This window comes from Streptomyces sp. NPDC102274 (assembly GCF_044766385.1).
In the GTDB taxonomy this organism is placed as follows: Bacteria; Actinomycetota; Actinomycetes; order Streptomycetales; family Streptomycetaceae; genus Streptomyces.
Map to the genome: position 1 here is coordinate 289,381 of NZ_JBIWLW010000008.1, position 18,638 is coordinate 308,018.

Consider the following 18,638-nt stretch of genomic DNA (forward strand, 5'->3'; position numbering starts at 1 on the left):
ACCGCGTGAGCGCGCGACGCTGCGAGCACGCCGGCTACGGCTACGGCGTGAACTCGCCGGTCAGCGCGGCGGCCATGCGCAGCTGCGGCGCGGCCTCCTCGGCCCTGCCCTGCCGCTCCAGCGTGCGGCCCAGCATCAGCCGGGCGTAGTGCTCCACCGGGTCGCGCTCCAGGACGGCGCGCAGCTCGGCCTCGGCCTTCGCCAGCCGCGCCGAGTGGTAGTAGGCGCGCGCCAGCAGCAGCCGCGGGGCGACCTGGTCCGGGGCCTCGTCCACCAGCCCGGTGAGGATACGGGCGGCCGTGACGTACTCCTTGGCGTCGAAGAACAGCTGCGCGCGGTCCCAGCGCTCGGCGGCCGTTCCGTACTCGTAGTACGTGGTCTCCACGTGCCCTCCTTTATCGTCTTCGTGCACGGTGAACACCGTAGGATGGTTGAACATTCCACTATCGATTTCGTGTGGGTACTGCCCGACCGGGCACCACAGGAATAGGTTGTCCGCCATGAGCAATCTTGATCGTCAGGCATCCGTCAACGTCTGTGGCGGTCGCGGCTTTGTCGTCGCCGAACCGGTTCGTGAGTTGCTGAGCCCCCGCCGGGTCCAGCTGGGGGAGTCCACGGAGGTCCGCAGACTGCTGCCCAACCTGGGCCGCCGCATGGTGGGCGCCTGGGCCTTCGTCGATCATTACGGGCCCGACGACATCGCCGACGAGCCCGGCATGCAGGTGCCGCCCCACCCGCACATGGGCCTCCAGACCGTCAGCTGGCTGCATGACGGCGAGGTGCTGCACCGCGACAGCCTGGGCAGCCTCCAGACGGTACGCCCGCGCGAACTGGGCCTGATGACCTCCGGTCGGGCGATCTCCCACTCCGAGGAGAGCCCGCGCTCGCACGCGCGCTTCCTGCACGGCGCCCAGCTCTGGGTGGCGCTCCCGGACGCCCACCGCGAGGTCAGCCCGCACTTCCAGCACCACGCCGACCTGCCGGTCGTCACCGCCCCGGGCCTGAGCGCCACCGTCATCCTCGGCGCCCTGGACGGTGCCATCTCGCCCGGCACCACCTACAGCCCCCTCGTCGGCGCCGACCTGTCCCTCGCCCGCGGCGCGGAGACCCGGCTGCCACTCGACCCCGACTTCGAGTACGCCGTACTGGCCATGTCCGGCGAGGCCGAGGTCGACGGCGTACCCGTACTGCCCGGCTCCATGCTCTACCTCGGCTGCGGCCGCACGGAACTCCCCCTGCGCGCCGAGTCCGACGCAAGTCTGATGCTCCTCGGCGGTGAGCCCTTCGAGGAGGAGATCGTCATGTGGTGGAACTTCATCGGGCGTTCGCACGAGGAGATCGAGGAGGCGCGGAGGGGCTGGATGGAGGGCTCCCGCTTCGGCGAGGTGTACGGCTACGACGGCGACCGGCTGCCTGCCCCCGAACTCCCGCCGGTGGCCCTCAAACCACGCGGCCGGGTGCGCTGACCTTTCGTTATTACACTGCGTTGAGTTGGGCTGTCCTTGTGCCGCGCTCTGCTGACAGTCGTGGCTCACCAAACCGAGGGGCCGTTCGAGGGCCTCCTTGACGGCATGCTGGGTTACGGACTCTAGTCATCTGTGGTCGGCTCTAGTCACGTCAATGCTGACCTAATGCTGCACCCCGGCGGTGAGACTGTCAGGGGCGTTGTTCCATTCTTCCGTAGCCGCCTCGACGATGGAGGCCCAGTCAGAGCTGGAGCGGCTGCGGACGCCGCCGACGAAGTCGACGGGCACCGCGATGGTGCGGGCCATGGAGTGGGTGGAGGAGATCTCCGCGTTCGCGCTGGGGCGGGTGAACCTGTCGCGGGTGCCGGTGAACCGGCTGTCCACGCTGGCCCGGTACGGGCAGCTGAGCAAGGCGCAGACGATCGAGCGGGCGCCCGATCCGCGGCGGACCGCGTTGCTGACGGCAGTGGTGCGTCAGCTGGAGGCGCAGGCGGTCGATGACGCGCTGGACCTGTTCGCGGTGTTGATGGCGAACCGGCTGATCAGCCCGGCGCGGCGGGCCTCGGAGCGGGAGCGCCTGGCGATGCTGCCGCATCTGGTCTGCCTGGGCCAGCAGCGGATGGGGGCTCGGTTGATAGGCCGATGGTCCGGTGACAAGTGGGTGCTCACCGCTTGGACGCCGGTACCACTGCCGGCAGGCGAGGTCTGGTCGGATGGGTGCGGCCCATGCTTGCCGTGTGTCCGCGCCCCGCAGGCGCTGAGCCAGTTTGGCCAGTGAGTGTTCCTGCAGGCGCCCGTAGTGCGCGACGCGTACGTCGCCGCAGGCGGCGTCGATGATGGCGAGCTGACTTCGTCGGGCGGTGTCCAGGTCATCGGCGAACAGCGGACGTTCGGCGCCGTGCCGCGGGAAAATGGCCTCACCGAAGGCGTCCCCGGCCAGGACGGTGCCGGTGGGCAGCTGGACGCTCGCCGAGCCGGGGGTGTGGCCGGGGGTCCAGAAGGACCGGCCGATGCCGCCGTGCTGGGTGAGGTCCTCATCGTCGTCGAGCTCGAGGTCAGGGGTGACCGGTGCTTTCAACCCACGCATGACACTAGGGGCCAGCACCCGGCCGAGGGGCCGCCGCGGGGTCACGTGCAGCTGGCCACCGGCGCGCAGCGCGCCGGAATCGGCATGGTGGAACGCTCGATCGTGTGGGCTTGTGTGTAAAGCTGCTGTACCGCGCGTTGGGCCGTGTTGGGCTGGCGGGGTGAGTGGGCGAAAGGGCTACCCGAGCGACTTGACGGACGAGCGGTGTGCGCTGATCGAGCCCGTGATCACGGCGTGGAAGGCGATCCACCCCTCGGTGAGCGGCCACCAAGGCCGTTACCCGATGCGCGAGATCGTCAACGCGATCCTCTACCAGGGCCGGATCGGCTGCCAGTTGTCCTACCTGCCCGCCGACCTGCCCCCGATGGGCGCGGTCAAGTACTGCTTCTACACCTGGCGCGACGACGGCACCTCCGAAACGATCCACGAGCTCCTGCGCTGCCAGGTCCGCGAGCGGGCCGGACGGAGCGAGGACCCGAGCCTGGTGATCCTCGACAGCCAGAGCCTGCACGCCGCCGCCGGGGTGCCCGCGACGACAACCGGCAAGGACGCGGTCGCGCTCTATCGTCGGCGCGGATTCATACGTGTCGGCGAGCGCCAGGTCGCGCCCGGAGTCACGGTCACGCTGCTGGAACGCAGGAACGCATCAGCATCTCAGTCAATCCACAACTCTTGACAATTGCCCCGGCGGGCAGCAAGCACCGCCTCGGACGGTGGTCGACAGATCAGACGCAAGGCACTGCGGCCAGTCGCGTCGCGGGTCAGACCACCGCCCGAGGCAGCACCCGCTCATCCTCACAGTCCCGTCGGGTGGGCGTCGGGGTTCCATGACTCCGGCGGGTGCTTCTGGCTTGTGGACGTTGCCGGGATGCGGAAACGGCACCTTCAGCACGGCGCTCGCTCCGCTGTCGCACCGGGGACGATGAGCCCTACACCCCAGTGCTTCGCCGCGCCGTCCGGCACGCATCCCCAACGCTCCAGCAACTCGTCCACTACCCTGGGCAGTTCGGCGATCCACGCACTTCCGGGCGCTGCCTCACCGCTCGACAGTGCTCCGTGCGAACAATTCTGCTACCTCAATCACCCGGGCACCCTATGTGCCAACCCCGGCGCTGCCACCAGGCCCGATCCCGGGAGCAGTGACCGTGCGCCAATTCCTCGCGGTCGGAGAGGCGGGCCCACTACGGTGACCGGGTGACGACTGTGCTCCCCGGCGCGACTTGGTGACCCGGGATCTGAATGTCCGGGGAGTATGGGGCGTCGCTGTGGACGCCTGGTCATCGTCTGTGCCCAGGACGCCTCGCGCGGTGGATGCGTAGGCCAGTCCTTCGATTTTGTGGCTGGTGAACACGGTCACCTGGACCGGCTGGGCGCGCAGGACCGCCCGTGGGCGGCCGTGGACATCGGTCAGGATCCGGCCGGCGTGGTAGACGGCTGAGTCGAAGGGACCGTCGTCACCGTTGTCGGAGGCGGAGGTGATGGTCACGCGGCCGGCGGAGGACGCGCTCCTGTCGCTGATATGCCGCACGTTCATCCTGGGCAAGGGCACCCGGAGTTCGGCGGTGTGCTGGGGTGCGGAGGTTAGGCGAGTGGTCCGGGTAGGCGCCAGCATTGTGATCGTGCGGGCCGACAGTGATACGAAGTACGTATGGTGCGTTCATGGCTGCCCATCACTACGGCAGCGGCCGTCGTGCGGGTCCATTGGGTGAACGTACGGACCTGAAGCGCGAAGGCGGCGAGGTGCTGCTGTCGCTGCGTCACCGGACTCCGCCCACCGCCAGGCCCCTGACCTCGTCGGGGCAGTCTCCGGCTCGCCGCCCGCTGTGGACCCGCTGACACCTGGCGGAGAGTATCGGGTCCGCCGTAGCTTCGGGTTGGGGGTCTGGGTCAGGCGGTGGTCCAGCGCTGGACTGTCTCTTGGTCGTGGGTGAGCCATGTGCCGTCGCCCAGGGGTACAGCCCGGGCCCCCGGGGCCTGCGGGTAGTCGAGTTCGGCGATGGGCCTGAGCGTGCGTGCGTCGAGGAGGAGGTGCGTGCCCTGCTCCGCCCACTGTTCCTCGGCTGCCACGACCAGGATCCGCTTGTCGTCGACGAAGCCAGGGGTGTAGCCGACGAAGACCCAGTCCTCGGACAGTGCGTCGCCGGCCTCGATGATGACGTCGTCGGCGCCGTCCCGCGTGCGGCAGAGGTATCCGCCGCCGACGTCCTGGCTGACCAGCACTCCGTCCGTGCCGAGGCCGACGTGGGGTTCCTCGGCGGTGCCCGCCGCCCGGACGTCGAGCCCGTCGGCCGTGTAGGTGACCAGGAGGCAGTGGGTGCCGTCCTGGCCCATGGAGGCGGTGAGCAGGACCTGGGGGCGTGCGTCCGGGAACTGCTGGAAGGCGTACGTCGCTGAGAAGGACGGCAGGACGTGCTCGGCGAGCACTTCGCCGGTGGCCAGCTCGAGGGCTCGGCAGATGTCGCCCGCGGAGAGCCCGTCGGGTCCGAGGGGTCCGGCCATGGTCGCCAGAAGTACCTGGCCGGCCGGGTCGGCCGTGCATGCGCCGGCGGCCTCGGGCGAATGCTGCCAGTCCCGGTGGCGGTGCTCCCACCGGATGGTTCCGCCGGTCTCGTAGATGGTGACGGCCTCCCGGCTGCTGATGGCCAGGGCGCCGTCTGGCAGTGGCGAGCAGTACTGGCTGGGGTCGTTTGGAGCTGGGTTGGTCCACGTGGTGCGGTCGGCGAGTACCTGGGACGGATCGGTGCCGATCCTGCCGACAGCGATCGTGCCCTCGTGTCGGGTCACGAGCCAGTGTGCGCCGTCGCGCAGCAGCCAGCCGTCGGTGTTCTCCAGCGCGTCGGTGATACCGGGCAGGAACTCACGGGTGAGCAGTCGTGCGGGTACGCGGGGGTAGTTCACGTGCTTGTCCTAGTCCGTGTCCGGGGTGTAGCGGCTGGGCCAGTAGAACTGCCGCCGGTGGGTGGGTTTGTCGTCACCATACGTCGGCCCCGCGAGCATGCCCTCGATGCGGATGATGGGGGCGCAGAAATCGGGGCAGACGCTGCGCATGGCCGCGCCATGGGTGGGCAGCCAGTCATCCGAGCCCTTGCCGTACAGGCTGCTGAGGTAGTGGAGGATGTTCTGCTCCGCATGCCCGCCTGGGACCTTGGGCGGTGTCGGTGGGAGGTACTGGTCGTTCGGGAGCGGGTAGAGGCCCATTTCCTCAGCCAGCTTCCGCTGAGCGGGGGTCAGCTTACTCTTGCTGGTTCCGGCGACGACGAGGACGTCCCTGCCCTTGTGGCGGGTGGCGATGATCGCGACAGTCTGCCCCTCCCGTTGCCGCTTGTTGGGCAGGACCTGGGAGATTTTGTGGGCCATGTCTTCCAGGCTCTGCATACAGGGCGCCAGGCCGAGAGGGTCGGCCTCTGTGGCGGGGTTGGTGACGTAGCCGGCGGGGTTCGGGGCGGGGGCCAGGCCGAGGGGGTCGGGGCTGACGTAGCGGCCGGCCTCGGGGTCGTAGTGGCGGAAGAAGTTGTAGTGCAGACCGGTTTCGGGGTCGGCGTACTGGCCGGGGAAACGCAGTGGGGTGTAGGCGGTGGAGTCCCGGTTCCAGGCGGTGGCGCCCCACTGGGTTGCGCGGCTGTGCCAGGCGGTGGCGCCTGTGTGGTCGACGAGTTCGGTGGGTGTGCCGACGAGGTCGGTGACGATCGCGAAGAATCGGGAGTCGATGGACTCCTGGTCGCCGCCGGGGTCCTGCGTCGTGCGGTGCTCGGCCTGGGCGATGGGGCGGTGGCCGTCATACTCCCAGGTCAGGGTGGTACCGGTGGCGGAGTCGGTCTGTTCCGCCAGGCAGCTGCCGTCCCAGCTGAAGAAGGTCTGGGCGACGACGGCTCCGTCGGGGGCGTGCTGCCGCTTGGCGGTGCGGCGGCCGAGCGGGTCGTAGCGGTAGGTCCACCGGGTGCCGTCGGGTGTGGTGCAGGCGGTCAGCCGGTCAGCCGCGTCCCACTCGTAGCGCCAGACGTCCGGCTTGCGGGAGAGCCGCTTCTTGCGCCGTTCGACAATGCGGCCGGCTGCATCGTACGTGTAGTGGAGGGCTCCGGCCGATGTCAGCCGGTTGTCGCTGTACGCGCGCGGGCCGCGGGACTCGGGGTGCGGGGCCTTGTCGGGCCAGTGGGCGGAGGTCTGGTTGCCCTCGCTGTCGTAGGCATAGGTCTCGGTCCAGCCGTGGGCCTCGACGCGCAGGGGCCTTCCCGCCGGGTCGAGTTCGTAATGCCTGCGGTTGCCGGTCACTCCGTCGGTGACGGCCTCGAGCCGGTCGTCGGCGCGGTAGGCGTAGAGGCGGGAGCTGAGGGTCCGGTCCTGGGCGGTGAGGCGGTGCTCCCGGACCCGGCCCGCGGTGTCGTAGGCGGTGCCTAGGACCACGGGCTGCTCGGGGCTGCCGAAGGACCGGGCCACCTCGCGGCCGGCGGCGTCGTGGGCGAAGGCGATGCCGTGGCCATCGAGGGCTATGTGCGTGCGGTTGCCTGCCTCGTTATGGGTGAGGCGGGTGGTGGCCCCGCTGGGAGTGACCCGGCGGGTCCGGCGGGAGAGGGCATCGTAGCTGTACCGGCTGGTGCGGCGGTCGACGGTCTCGGCGACGGTGCGGCCCATGGCGTCCCACTCCAGCGTCAGGGTGGAGTCGGCGGAGTGGGCCTCGGCGAGGCGCCCGGCGCGGTCGTAGGTGTAGGTGGTGACGGCGCCGTCGACATCGCGGGCCGTGACGCGACCGGCGTCGTCCAGGTGGGTGGTGACGGTCTGGCCCAGCGGGTTGGTGCGGGAGCGCGCGCGGCCCGAGGGGTCGTAGGCGTAGTGCAGGGTGCGGCCGTCGAAGTCGGTCTCGGAGACCAGGCGCCCGACGGTGTCGTAGGCGTAGCTCCAGGTGAGTCCGGAGGCGTTGTGCACCTCGGCCAGGCGCAGTTCGGTGTCGTAGTGGAACTCGTAGCGGGCTCCGTCGGGGGTGGTGCGGGAGGCCGGCTGGTCGAAGTGGGTGTATTCGTAGCGGGTGATACCGCCGTTGGCGTCGGTCTCGGTGAGGCAGTTGCCCTCCCCGTCGTAGGCCCACCGCTGAGTGGCGCCGTCGGGACGGGTGTGTGAGGTGAGATGTCCCTCAACGCTCCACGTGCACTTGGTGGCGGCGCCGTCGGTGTCCGTGAGGGAAACGGGCCGGCCGAACGCGTCGCGGACCAGGGTGGTGGTCCTGCCATGTGCGTCGGTGTGGGCCAGGACCATACCGGCGTCGTCGGAGCGGTAGGTCTGCCGGATGCCCTGAGGGTCGGTGACCGCGGCGAGCGCGCCGTTCGGGTCGTAGGCGTAGCAGGTGGTGGACCCGTCCGGGGTGGTCAGGGTGATGTTGTTGCCGCGGTCGTCATAGGTGCGGTGCCACACGCTTCCGTCGGCGGCGGTCACGACGGTCGGCAGACTCCGCTCGTCGTACTGCGTGGTGGCGAGGGGACCGTCCGGTTCGCGTACGGAAGTGGGGTTGCCGTCCTCGTCCCAGGTGAAGGTGACGGTGCGGTCCTGGCTGTCGGTGCGGCTCAGGAGCCGGTCGTAGCGGTCCCAGACCTGGCTGACCGTGTTGCCCAGGGGGTCGGTCTCGGCGACGACCTGGAGGAGGTGGTTGAGAAGGAAGACACTGGTGGCGCCCGTCGAGTCGGTGTAGCGGGTGGTGCGGTACCCGTGCTCGGCGGAGTCGTCGTAGGCGAATTGGGACGAGAGGATCCCGGTCGGGCCGATGGTGCGCGAGACACGCCCCTCACCGTCGTACTCGTAGCGGAAGGTGGTGTCGTTGCGGTCAGTCCAGGACGTGACCCGGCCGCTGTCGTCGTACGTGAACCGCATGGCCGGACCGTCCGGGCCCTCGGGGCCGGTCAGGACGGTGAGGTCGCCCGGGGTGTCGTAGCCGTAGGCCACGACCGTGACCGGCCCCTGCGGGCCACGGACGGCGAGGCCGGTCACCCGCGAGACGTCGGCCGAGATCTGCACGGCGTAACCGCCGGAGTGGGTCACGGCCGTCGGTGCTCCATCGGGGCGGCGCCAGAAGGAGATGTGGTTGCCGTTGCGGTCCTCCACCTCCGACAGCCAGTAGGCGGTGGAGGCGCGGTACGGGCTGCCGGTGAAGACCCGCATCTGACCGCTGTGCGGATCGTGGATTTCGTAGGAGGTGTTGTCCCCGGACACACCGCCGTGGACCAGCGGCAGCCGGTCTCCCTCCAGCGGCAGGACCTGCTCGCCGTCCGCCCGGGGCAGGCGCGGGTAGATGAGCAGGGAACCGTCCTCGCGGGCCCACAGCGCGCCGTGGCCACGGGCGTCGAGTTCGATTCGCTCGTCGAGCGTGGAGGCCCAACTACGCCCGAACCAGCGGCCGTAGCGGTAGGTCGACACATGCGTGCGCCGCAGGACCAGGGGCAGCACCCCAGGAAGAGCGAGGTCCGTCTGAGGAAGCAGCATCTTGCCGGTCGCGACATCGACGGGGTCGTTCTTGCAGACCGTCTTCTCCAGCGAGACCGCGTTGCCGCGGGGATCCTTCGTCGCTCCGTCAAGGGAGGCCGGCTTCGTGCGGGTGCTGTCGGGGTGCTTGCGGGCGGGGCCGCCGGAGTCGCCGCGCCTGCCGCCCAGGTCGCCGTCGTCCCCGCGACCGCTGCTGGTGACCCTCTTGATGCGGTCGTCGACGTCCACGTCGGTGTTCCTGTGGGTCTTGGAACTGAGGCCGATGGCGTCGGGCAGCTCCTTCCCGACGTGCTTGCCCATGTGGTCGTGGCCCTTGGCCAGCTTCTCGACGACGCCTTCGATGGTGGAGTCGAGGACGGCGGTGAGGGAGTCCTTGCCCTTGGCCCGGCCGTGATGGCCCTTGGCCCTGCCTATCTTGGCCGCGGCACGGGTGTTCATCGACACCTGCACGCTCGCGAGTTTGGTCCCGGTGTTGCCGTGGGCGTCGTGGTCGATGCCCAGGCCACCGCCCGAACCGCTACCGCCACCGGCCGAGTTCAGCTGGAGGCCGTCCTTGCCGGCCTGGACAGCCTGGTCGACGTTGACACCGTCCTGCTGACCGGTCACGTTCATCGCGGTCTGGATCACCAGATCCGTCACGATGCTCTCCAACGCGGCCACCACCGGCTGCATGAGGATCGCGGTGATCTCCGAGACCGCCGCCTCCGCCATCTCCTTGAGGATCCTCTTGAACGCGATACGGGTGGCCACGATCTTCGCCCCCGCGATCAGCGTCGACAGCCCGGCCGTGACCGGCGCGAAAGCGAGCGTGATCCCCACCGTCGCACACAGGTCCGCGAGTTCCGCGACAGCGGCGATCTTCCGGGCGACGATGATGTCCGCCACCCGGTCCAACGCACCCGCGATGAGACGCGCCGCACCCGCCAGGTCCTTGTTCTTCCCCTCGACCTTCTTCCAGTGCGCGTCCAGCGCCGTCAGCGACTCACTCCGCCCCGTCGACAACAACCGCTGGATGTGCCCATGCGCCGTGTGCCCGTCGTCGTCCGCGTCCTCCGCGAACTCCCGCAGCGCATCCGCCATGTCGCGATACGCGTCCTCGTCGACATTCGGCCACCCCACACCCACGACGTCCAGCATCGTGTCGACACCCTCAGGAATCGTGTACCCCACCGGTCAGCCCCCCGAACTGCTCTCACTCACCACCGACCAGGTCTACGCTGCCATGATCCGCTCGGCTCACCCCAGTCAGAAATCCGTCATCCTCACCAGCCTTTCACCTGCCCCCGCACGATCTGGACAAGATCGAAAAACACTGAGCTTCACATGCCGGCTCACCTCTCCTGGGAGACGATCCACTCCCGGCGTGCATAAGCGCGGACCGCGTTCCGCTCAGTGTCGGCGCGGCATCCTCCTTCTCCGAGTGGCAGGCGACCAGTCTGGCGTTGAGTTCCAGCACCTGACCGGGCACCTCGCGTCCGCCGGTCCGGACCGCCGATATGCCCCCACCCCGCTCAGCGGCCTGCAACCAGGCCACCTCACGGGCTTGAGCGCGGGCCGGGCGCAGCAGGGCGAGCAGTGCGTCGTCGGTCCGGGCGAGCAGGCGCCAGGCTGTGGGCGTGGAGGCCACCATGCCGAACACCGCGCTATGGTCACGCAGCACGAACAGGTCGGAGATGGCCTCGCCGCCTCGGCGAGCATCACCGGGAGGTCGGTCAGCACACGGCGCGGGTCATGCCCGGTCCCACGGGGCCGCAACGACCGTCGACGCCGCCTCGGTGCGGGCGAAAAGGGGGGCTCGCTGACCGGGCCGAATCCGGTCGATCGCGGCAAGAAGGGCAGCAGACTGCACGTGCTGTCCGAAGCCCAGGGGCTGCCGCTGGCCGTCGCGGTGTCTGGTGCGAACCTGCACGACAGCCAGGCGTTCAAGCCGTTGATTCTCGGCATTCCCGCCGTCCGGTCCCGGCGCGGACCACGTCGGAGGATGCCGGTGAAGGTCCGGGTGGACAAGGCGTACTACTCCGCGGAGCACCTCCGCTGGCTCCGCAGCCGGAACCTCATCGCGCGGATCGCCCGTCCTGGTATTGAGTCCGTCGAGCGGCTCGGTCGGCACCGCTGGAAGATCGAGCGGTCGATCTCCTGGCTCTTCGGCTACCGCCGACTCACCGTCCGGTACGAACGAAAAGGCAGCCGCTTCCTTGCCTTCCTCGGCCTCGCCGCAGCCCTGACCTGCTACAAGAGGCTCGCGAAGCACACCACATGAGACATCCTCATAACCTGCACGACCCCGAAACGATCACACCACAATCAAACCGGTGGATCCGGGCCCAGCAGCGGATACCCGTCTGGAACTGAGTACCGCGCTACTCATGACATGACGCGGCCTCAACGATAGTTTTATCGCTGCCCGCGTGGGGCGCACAGAAACGACGCCTGGGTAATGCTGCCGACCGAACGCCCAGCAGCATTACCGAATCTGATCGCGAGCGGAAAGCATCGTGCTACAGCCAGGTCGAGGAGGCGCGCTCGCACTCTGCCTCTTCGGACACACTCGCACTCTCCAGCTAGAACCGCCGAGCCCCCTGGCCAGGCGGGACCGACTGATCGAGAGGTCCCAGAATGCGTAACCGAAGAACTGCGATAACCGCAGTCATCGCTGGAATAGGGCTCGCACTCACGGCGCAGCCGACCCAAGCGGCAGAGAAAACTCGGCACTGCGTGGTCAACGTGACGACTGGTGCGAGAAGCTGCTACGACAGCTTTACTGACGCCATGGCCAAGGCCACTGACGGCCGTATCACCGACGCTCCGAACAACTCACGCGCGGCCGTGGCGGACCCGCGTCTCGTGGCGCAACTGGATTCGCCCACAGCGACAAGCGGCAGCACAAAGGGAGTTACTGGAGGAAGCACAGGAACGGCTGTCTTGGCCCCGATTAGCATCATGTACAAAAACGCGGACTACGGCGGCGACTCCCTGATCTATCAGGGTGATTTCGACTGCAGCGGTCCGACGGATCAGCCCGACTACTGGGTGGAACTGATCCAGCCGGGGTGGAACGACGAGATCGGTTCGTACCGCGCTTACAGGAACTGCTGGCTCAGCCTCTTCGAACACCGCGGCTGGGCCGGCGGTTCGATCGCCTACGCCGGAAACCGCACCGACCTCGGCATCCTTGACGACAAGGCTAGTTCAATCCGCTGGTCCTGACACTTGGCCCGCGGTTGTGGCACGCGAGGTGCCACAACCACTCTCGCGACGCGTTCTCGTCCAGTGCCTTCACCGCCTCGGCCTTCGCGGGTCTCGCCGGTGGCGCTCGCCATGGTGAAGGCCCTGCTGGTGCAGGCCGAGCGGACGCGCGGAGAGCGGGTGGAGTGTGACTGTGTGGTGAAGTCAGCCCGGGGAAACGGGTCGGTCGAAAGACCGGAACCGCGCCCCGGGCCGACTTCACGACTGAGTGTCCCAGTTGGCCACTGTGCGCTTCACTTGGCCACTTTTGAACACCACAGTTGGCCACATGGACCGACCTGCGGCGGGTTCGGCATTCCGACATTCCGCCGCCGTTTCCCCGGAGAGGAACCCTGCTGTGTTGCCACCCCTGCCAGTGGACTTGGCGAGGACGCTGGACTTGTGCGAGTACCGCGCTCCGTTCCTCACCGAGAAGGAGCGTAAGGCGATCCTGGAGTTCTATGTCTCCGTCCCCAACTGTCTGCGGCACACCGAGTTGAAGGAGCTCTTCATTGAAGCTGCGCCATCTTGAAGTGGCTGGTCAGCGGGGTGGCGTGACCTCGTTTCGGGGTGCTCGCGCTGGTCGTGGGCGGCAGTCTGTGTTGTAGATCGTCTGACAGGGGTGGGTTTGCGGATTCCCGTCCATCGTCGCGGGTGCCGCTCCTACGCTCCGGCCCATGATGGATCCCGGGGTGTTGGAGCGGATCGCCGCGCGGCGTGCGGAGCTGGACGGACTCGAAGAGCAGCTGGTCAAGCAGCTGTCGGAGGTACGAGCTGAGCGCGATGAGCTGGCCGTGGCCGAGCGGGTGTGGCAGCGGATGAGTGAGCAGCTCGCCGACGAGCGCACGGAGGCCGGGTCGCCGGTGGTCCAGGTGGCGGGACGGGCGGTGCGGCTGGTCCCGGACCGTGGACCGGGGGTGGCTGAGTCCGCACTGCCGGCGGAGTACCAGCGCATCCTGACCGCCGTGCGGCAGGCCGCCGGCCCGGTCTCCACCCGGCAGATCGGCGAGGTACTGGGCTTGGACACCGGGGTGAGGGGCAAGCTGGAGCCGCTGCGGCGGGAAGCTCACGAAGCTGGCCGACCGCGGCTGGCTGCACAAACGACCCGACGGGAAGTTCACCACCCGCCCGTGACCGGTCCGCACGGCGATCGGGGCGTAACCAAGGTGCCCCCGGCGGCTGTTGGAATTGTGTGACGAAAACCAAAGAGCACGCCGGAGACACCGTGTCCCTGGTCTACCAGTGCCGCCTGCCGCTGTCCACGCACACCCTGCACTACCTCACCGACCTGCTGCGACGCCATCTCAAAGCAATACGGTCCAGGTGGCGGGCGCTGCCGCCCGGGAGGATCGCGGTGATCGTTTTGGCCGTGCTGCGGCACGACCAGCGCCTGGCCGACATGGCCGGCGGCAACGACATCTCCGCCACCACCATCCGGCGCTGGCGCGACGAGCTGATCCACCTGCTGGCCGCGAAGGCCCCTCGCCTGGACCGCGCCCTGAAGAAGATCGCCCGGCGGGGCGGCGAGGTCGTCCTGATCGACGGCACCCTCATCCCCACACAGCGCCGTACCGGAGAGGCGAACCGCCCGAACTACTCCGGCAAGCATCGGCGCCACGGCCTGCACGTCCTCGCGATGACCGACGAGCGGGGCCGTCTGGTGTGGATGTCGGCCGCCCGGCCCGGACGCACCCACGACATCACCGCCGCCCGCCGCGACCGCATCCTGGTCCACCTGCGCGCTGCCGGTCTCGGCGCCCTGGCCGACCTGGGCTTCCTCGGCCTGGACGACGACGGTGACGACGACGGGGACGACCCCGTCGTCGTCACCGGCTTCAAGGCCACCCGTGCCCGCAAGCTCGCACCCGCCGAGAAGGAGGCCAACCGCATCCTGGCCGCCGGACGCGTCCCCGTCGAACGCGGCTTCGCCCATCTGAAGAACTGGCGGATCCTCACCAAGCTGCGTACTGACCCCGCCCGCGCCACCCACCTGTTTCGCGCGCTGCTCGTACTGACGAACATCGAGGCCACTACAGGATTGATCTCTACCGCAGGCAGCCCACGACCAGCACAAGCACCCCGGAACAGCGTCACCGGGCCGGGATCGGCTGGGTGAGGTTCACCGGGTTGCCGTCGGGGTCCTGGATGTGGGCGACGCGCTGTCCCCACGGCATGTCATTGGGGCCGCCGCGGACCGAGCCGCCCAGTGCCGTCACCCGGCCGAGCATCTCGTCGACGTCGTCGACACCGATGCTGAGCAGGATCCGCGGTGCCGCCCCGGTCCCCGGGTCCGCCTTGGCCACCAGCCCGAGATCGGTGTCGCCGATGCGCAAGCCGAGGTAGAAGGCCGGGCCTTCTGCCGGCACCCGGAAGATCTCCTCAGCGCCGAACAATTTCGTATAGAAGCCGAGCAGAACGTCCTGGTCGGCAGTGATGATCACTGGCTGGATGGTGGACATAGCACTCCTGCCGAGAACGGTCGTGTCGCTGGGTAGACCGCTCGAGGACGGTGAACTCATCGGCAAAACCACCCCGCCGGACGATCTACAACACAGACTGCCGCCCACGACCAGCAAGAGCACCCCGAACGAAGGTCACGCCACCCTGCTGACCAGCCACTTCAAGATGGCAGAGCTTCAATGGCGAGGCCGACGCCATCAACGCCGCGCTTCTTGAGCGCGCCGAGCAGATCACCGCGTGGCACGCTGCTCTGATCCGGCTGCTGGCCGACCCCCGCCTGCCCCCGCCTGGAGCAATGCGGCAGCCGGCGGGCTCCCCAACCAGTCGACCGGCCATCAGACGGCGACTACAGCCCGGCCGCGGCCCGCTTCCTACGGATGGCCGCCAGTACCTACCACCGCCGGCGAGGCCACTTCGAGCACGTCACCACCCGCTGGATCCTGGGGCTCACGGACTATCCGGAGGACACCAGCGCCGTAAACCTGGGCCTCAAAGAGCTCACCTGGGACTGAGAGACTGGCCAAGCGTGGCACTCAAAGGGGTCAACTGGGCCACCCAGTCGCATAAACACCAAGGGACGCGTCCTCTGGCCCAGGGTGCTGCATGTCCTGCCTCGTGCATGCTGGCCGATTTTTACGGCATCTCGCGTGGCGTGGCCGATCACGACCGCAGACGAAACGGCGAGGCTGGTTGTTGGTTCAGCGTGACCGTGGCGAGTCGGGTCGGCACGGCGGGGGCGGAACGTACGGTGGGGCCTGCTCGGCCAGACGCGCCGGTCGCGGGAGAGTGCGAGCCGGAACCTGCTGGACTCCCTGACCGAGGGCGAGTTCGAAGGTGAGGTCCTGCAGGAGTTCGGCGGGGGCATGTGTGGAGAAGCGCAGGGTCCAGTCGGGTCGGTCGATATGGTTGCCGCCCCATATGGTCCAGGTCGGTAGGGGGGTGTCGGGCCGGGCGTTGGCGGCGAAGGAGTCGAAGTGCACGCTGGCGGATTCGCCCTGGGGTGCTGTCCATCGGATCCAGCGCCCGTCGATGGTCTGCGGCCAGCCGGCGTCCATGAGCGGGCGCGTTGCCTGGTTGATCGTCTTCTCCGTAACGGAGTCGCCTTGCCGTGCCCCCAGGCGTCTTCGGTGGCAAGGCTGTCGAGGAGGGTTCGGATGATCTCGACGGGCGTGGCGGTGGACGCGGTGGCGTGCCAGATCCGCACGCCGACAGGGGATTCGTATCCGGCGACGGTCCAGGCGACATCGCCTTGATGGGCTTCGTGGACGAACTCGGCGCGCAGGGTGAGGGATTCGTGGCTGGCGACGGTGGTGTGGTCGCTCCAGGTCCGGTATTTCTCCCACTCGCCGTGCGCTTCGAAGAACTCGTTCGGCAGGGCTTCGTGTTCGTGATCGCCGGGGTTCCCGGCATTGTGGGGCCGCTCTGCCGCGTGGCCGTCTCGGGCTGCGCTGTGGCCGGCGACTGCGTCGGCCGGGCTGTGGTCGTGGGGGCCAGGGCCTGTGCTGTGGCTCGTTCGGTGTCGGTGGCGGGCGCCGGTCCGTTGCGGTCGGCGTCGCCGTAGAACTGGTGGAACGCCGCGATGGCTTGTGGGGGGTTGTCGTAGACGAGGGCGACTTGGCGCAGGTGTTCTCGCCGTGGAGGTGAATGCTTTGGCCGTGGCGGTAGGTGCCGGCGGCGACGACGGTCCATCCGTCATGCGCGTGCAGGTGGATGGTGAGGCGGCCCGAGACGATGTCGTCGTGGATCTTCTGGGCCTCGTTGGAGACCTCGCGGATCTCGTCGCGGTTCAGCCAGTGCGTCGGGTAGTCGGCCCAGGTCCATTCGGTGTCGTGTCCTCCTGCAGGCCGGGCGTGATGTCGACGGTGGCGCCGCCCTCGCGCAGGGCGCGGGCGGCCTGGCCTGCGTAGTGGTGCTCCTCGTGGTCGATGCGGGCCGGGACCATGGTCTGCTCGCCGAGCGGACGGAAGCCCTGCACGCTCAGCACGGCGCGGGCGGTGGAGGCGTCGGAGCCGGTGATCGTGGCGATGACAGCGGAGGAATGGTCGGGGTGTGCCGCGAGGCGGACGTGTGCGGCGATGTCGGAGAGGGGCAAGGTGGGGCCTCGATGTCACGGTCCGGCCTGACACGGGGCCCGGCCGGACCTGATGCGGGGAGGGGTTATCGGGTCACGTGGGAGGTTGAGGAGGGCGCGCTGGCGCGGGGAGGCGGGCCGGCGCGGGTGACGGCCGGCGTGCGTGGAGCACGGGACGTTGCCGGGGGACGCGGCTGCGTGCTGGTGTGCTGCCAGCGGTTGCGTACGGCGGTGAGGTCGGCCAGGGCGCGGCAGCCGCCGGTGATGAACTGGTGCGGGGTGTTGGCCGGGTCGTCGGTGAACGAGCGGATCCGCAGGGCGACGGTGCGGGCCTGGTGGAGCAGGGCGCGCCGCAGGATCTGCTCGCCCCAGTACTCGGGTGAACCGGTCGGTGCGGAGACCAGGGCCATCAGGTCGGCCGGTGTGAAGTCCGCGGTCAGCAGCCCCTGGTGCTGGGCCTGCCAGAGCACGGTCACCGCGTCCACGGGATCACCGCGGTACGCGAGCGCGGTCAGGCACCGGAACAACTGGCCGTGCAGCGGCAGTGCGAAGTCATCCGGCCGCAGCCACCGCATCGCCGTGAGCTTGTCCGGGCAGGCGGTGGCGGTGGCCAGGAGCAGACGTTCCTCGTCCCTTCAACGCGGTTCAAGCGGTGGCGGTCCGCCAGATCTGCACCAGACAAAACTGATCCGCCCCGCCCAGAGCGGCTTCATGGGCGGCGGGCGTGGCCAGCACGTCGGAACAACCCTGCAGAGGAGAGGTGAAAGGACCCGTGTCCGGGTTGAACACCCACTGCCACCGCATCCGGTACGTGCCCGGCGACGGCAACACCAGCGGAATCTCCCTGAGCCCGCCGTCGACGGTCCGCAGACCAAGCTCGCCCTCGGGAAGGTCCGCCTCGACCTCCTCATGCCCCGCCCACTGACCGGGCGGCAGTGCCGGTGCGGTGGTCCACGACTCCAGACGTATCGCCGTCGTGCCCACCTCCGAGGGCACCTGCAGATACACCAGGCCCGGCCCCGGGAGCAGCCACTTCGATCTGTCCGTATCATCATCGAACGTTTCCGCCCCCATGGTCGTGTCGACCAGCCCAAACAGGCGATAACTCGGGGAGACCGTCGTCTCGCAAGCATCCAGCAACCTACTCAATTGGCACCTCTCTCACCGACAGCCGATAAGGGGGCCCTTGTGCCCTACTGATCATTTCAGGATGAGGTGGTGACGGGCTCGGCTGTGAGGTCAGGCGGGGGGCTGCGAGCAATGCTCAGATCCTGTGGATCGGGCTCGGGAGACGTACCTTCCGAGTGACTGATCGACTGGTATCGAGTAGGCCGGTGTAGCCGCGCGGGTCGGGAAGGCACACCCCGTGCTCAGCGCAGTCAATGCCGACGGCTTCACCGCCAACGGCTCCTCTCTGATTGACGAGATCGTCCGCGAGGGCGCCCGCCGGATGCTGGCCGCCGCGTTGGAAGCTGAAGTCAACGCCTGCCTGGCAGAGTTGGCTGATCGGTGTGACGAGAACGGGCGCCGCGTCGTCGTCCGCAACGGTTACCACCAGCCCGGGAAGGTCACCACCGCGGCCGGGGCAGTCGAGGTGAAGGCGCCGCGAGTGAACGACAAGCGCGTCGACGAGGCGACGGGCGAGCGCAAGCGGTTCTCCTCCGCGATCATGCCGCCGTGGTGCCGCAAGTCCCCGAAGATCAGCGAGGTGCTGCCCCTCCTCTACCTGCACGGCCTGTCGTCGGGGTACTAGGGCCTGTTGTGAAAGCCTGGTCAGAGCCATTCGTTGATGGCTGCGATCAGCACTGTGGCTTCGTAGCGGACGGCGAGTTTGTCGTACCTCGTGGCTACTGCGCGGTGTCGT

The 18,638-nt window shown here is 68.7% G+C and carries 17 protein-coding genes and 4 pseudogenes; 12 read left to right on the forward strand and 9 right to left on the reverse strand.

Features of this window, described 5'->3' with window-relative positions:
- Positions 1-40: 40 nt before the first annotated feature.
- Entirely contained in the window at positions 41-385 is a 345-nt protein-coding gene (locus tag ACIRQP_RS14300) for a tetratricopeptide repeat protein (protein WP_403888529.1), read from the reverse strand.
- A 115-nt stretch (positions 386-500) separates the two neighbouring features.
- On the opposite strand from ACIRQP_RS14300, the gene ACIRQP_RS14305 reads away from it, so the two are divergent.
- The 5 genes and pseudogenes from ACIRQP_RS14305 to ACIRQP_RS14325 all read left to right on the forward strand — a co-directional run bounded on the left by ACIRQP_RS14305 (position 501) and on the right by ACIRQP_RS14325 (position 4,389).
- Positions 501-1,466, forward strand: a complete 966-nt coding sequence (locus tag ACIRQP_RS14305) for a pirin family protein (RefSeq protein ID WP_403888531.1) — start codon at positions 501-503, stop codon at positions 1,464-1,466.
- A 241-nt stretch (positions 1,467-1,707) separates the two neighbouring features.
- A pseudogene (locus tag ACIRQP_RS14310) lies at positions 1,708-2,064 on the forward strand (Tn3 family transposase); the annotation flags it as partial.
- 201 nt (positions 2,065-2,265) lie between these two features.
- Positions 2,266-2,673 (forward strand): hypothetical protein, encoded by a 408-nt coding sequence (locus ACIRQP_RS14315; RefSeq protein ID WP_403888533.1) that lies wholly within the window; start codon positions 2,266-2,268, stop codon positions 2,671-2,673.
- 40 nt (positions 2,674-2,713) lie between these two features.
- A pseudogene (locus ACIRQP_RS14320) lies at positions 2,714-3,103 on the forward strand (transposase); the annotation flags it as partial.
- Positions 3,104-4,212: 1,109 nt separating this feature from the next.
- The gene (locus tag ACIRQP_RS14325) at positions 4,213-4,389 is read left to right on the forward strand and encodes a hypothetical protein (RefSeq protein ID WP_403888536.1); all 177 of its coding nucleotides are present in this window, start codon (positions 4,213-4,215) and stop codon (positions 4,387-4,389) included.
- 51 nt (positions 4,390-4,440) lie between these two features.
- Here ACIRQP_RS14325 and ACIRQP_RS14330 read toward each other — a convergent pair whose 3' ends face one another.
- On the reverse strand, positions 4,441-5,451 hold the full coding sequence (locus ACIRQP_RS14330) for a hypothetical protein (protein ID WP_403888539.1): 1,011 nt from the start codon (positions 5,449-5,451) through the stop codon (positions 4,441-4,443).
- A gap of 9 nt (positions 5,452-5,460) precedes the next feature.
- Positions 5,461-10,155, reverse strand: a complete 4,695-nt coding sequence (locus ACIRQP_RS14335; RefSeq protein WP_403888542.1) for a DUF6531 domain-containing protein — start codon at positions 10,153-10,155, stop codon at positions 5,461-5,463.
- Between the two features lie 508 nt (positions 10,156-10,663).
- Between ACIRQP_RS14335 and ACIRQP_RS14340 the strand changes: the two genes are divergently transcribed.
- The 5 genes from ACIRQP_RS14340 to ACIRQP_RS14360 all read left to right on the forward strand — a co-directional run bounded on the left by ACIRQP_RS14340 (position 10,664) and on the right by ACIRQP_RS14360 (position 14,359).
- Entirely contained in the window at positions 10,664-11,278 is a 615-nt protein-coding gene (locus ACIRQP_RS14340; protein ID WP_403888545.1) for an IS5 family transposase, read from the forward strand.
- Positions 11,279-11,958: 680 nt separating this feature from the next.
- Positions 11,959-12,225 (forward strand): hypothetical protein, encoded by a 267-nt coding sequence (locus ACIRQP_RS14345; RefSeq protein WP_403888548.1) that lies wholly within the window; start codon positions 11,959-11,961, stop codon positions 12,223-12,225.
- Between the two features lie 379 nt (positions 12,226-12,604).
- Complete coding sequence (locus tag ACIRQP_RS14350) at positions 12,605-12,775, forward strand: hypothetical protein (RefSeq protein ID WP_403888551.1); 171 nt, start codon at positions 12,605-12,607, stop codon at positions 12,773-12,775.
- Positions 12,776-12,920: 145 nt separating this feature from the next.
- Positions 12,921-13,439, forward strand: a complete 519-nt coding sequence (locus tag ACIRQP_RS14355) for a hypothetical protein (RefSeq protein WP_403888554.1) — start codon at positions 12,921-12,923, stop codon at positions 13,437-13,439.
- Positions 13,436-14,359, forward strand: coding sequence for a transposase family protein (locus ACIRQP_RS14360; RefSeq protein ID WP_403888557.1), 924 nt, complete (start codon positions 13,436-13,438; stop codon positions 14,357-14,359). Before ACIRQP_RS14355 ends, ACIRQP_RS14360 begins: the two co-directional genes overlap by 4 nt.
- Here ACIRQP_RS14360 and ACIRQP_RS14365 read toward each other — a convergent pair.
- Positions 14,334-14,702, reverse strand: a complete 369-nt coding sequence (locus tag ACIRQP_RS14365) for a VOC family protein (protein ID WP_403888560.1) — start codon at positions 14,700-14,702, stop codon at positions 14,334-14,336. The genes ACIRQP_RS14360 and ACIRQP_RS14365 overlap by 26 nt on opposite strands.
- A gap of 378 nt (positions 14,703-15,080) precedes the next feature.
- Here ACIRQP_RS14365 and ACIRQP_RS14370 point away from each other — a divergent pair, with 378 nt between their 5' ends.
- The gene (locus ACIRQP_RS14370; protein WP_403888563.1) at positions 15,081-15,215 is read left to right on the forward strand and encodes a hypothetical protein; all 135 of its coding nucleotides are present in this window, start codon (positions 15,081-15,083) and stop codon (positions 15,213-15,215) included.
- Between the two features lie 186 nt (positions 15,216-15,401).
- On the opposite strand, the gene ACIRQP_RS14375 is transcribed toward ACIRQP_RS14370, so the two are convergent.
- The 5 genes and pseudogenes from ACIRQP_RS14375 to ACIRQP_RS14395 form a co-directional block, all read right to left on the reverse strand.
- Positions 15,402-15,758 carry a DUF317 domain-containing protein gene (locus ACIRQP_RS14375; protein ID WP_403888566.1) on the reverse strand — a complete coding sequence of 119 codons (357 nt, stop codon included), beginning with the start codon at positions 15,756-15,758 and terminating at the stop codon, positions 15,402-15,404.
- Between the two features lie 122 nt (positions 15,759-15,880).
- Positions 15,881-16,399, reverse strand: a pseudogene (locus ACIRQP_RS14380) (hypothetical protein); the annotation flags it as partial.
- A 90-nt stretch (positions 16,400-16,489) separates the two neighbouring features.
- Positions 16,490-16,795, reverse strand: coding sequence for a hypothetical protein (locus ACIRQP_RS14385; protein ID WP_403888568.1), 306 nt, complete (start codon positions 16,793-16,795; stop codon positions 16,490-16,492).
- 65 nt (positions 16,796-16,860) lie between these two features.
- Positions 16,861-17,394 (reverse strand): DnaB-like helicase N-terminal domain-containing protein, encoded by a 534-nt coding sequence (locus tag ACIRQP_RS14390; RefSeq protein ID WP_403888629.1) that lies wholly within the window; start codon positions 17,392-17,394, stop codon positions 16,861-16,863.
- A gap of 25 nt (positions 17,395-17,419) precedes the next feature.
- On the reverse strand, positions 17,420-17,770 hold the full coding sequence (locus tag ACIRQP_RS14395; protein ID WP_403888571.1) for a hypothetical protein: 351 nt from the start codon (positions 17,768-17,770) through the stop codon (positions 17,420-17,422).
- 370 nt (positions 17,771-18,140) lie between these two features.
- Between ACIRQP_RS14395 and ACIRQP_RS14400 the strand changes: the two are divergent.
- A pseudogene (locus ACIRQP_RS14400) lies at positions 18,141-18,518 on the forward strand (transposase); the annotation flags it as partial.
- Positions 18,519-18,638: the final 120 nt, after the last annotated feature.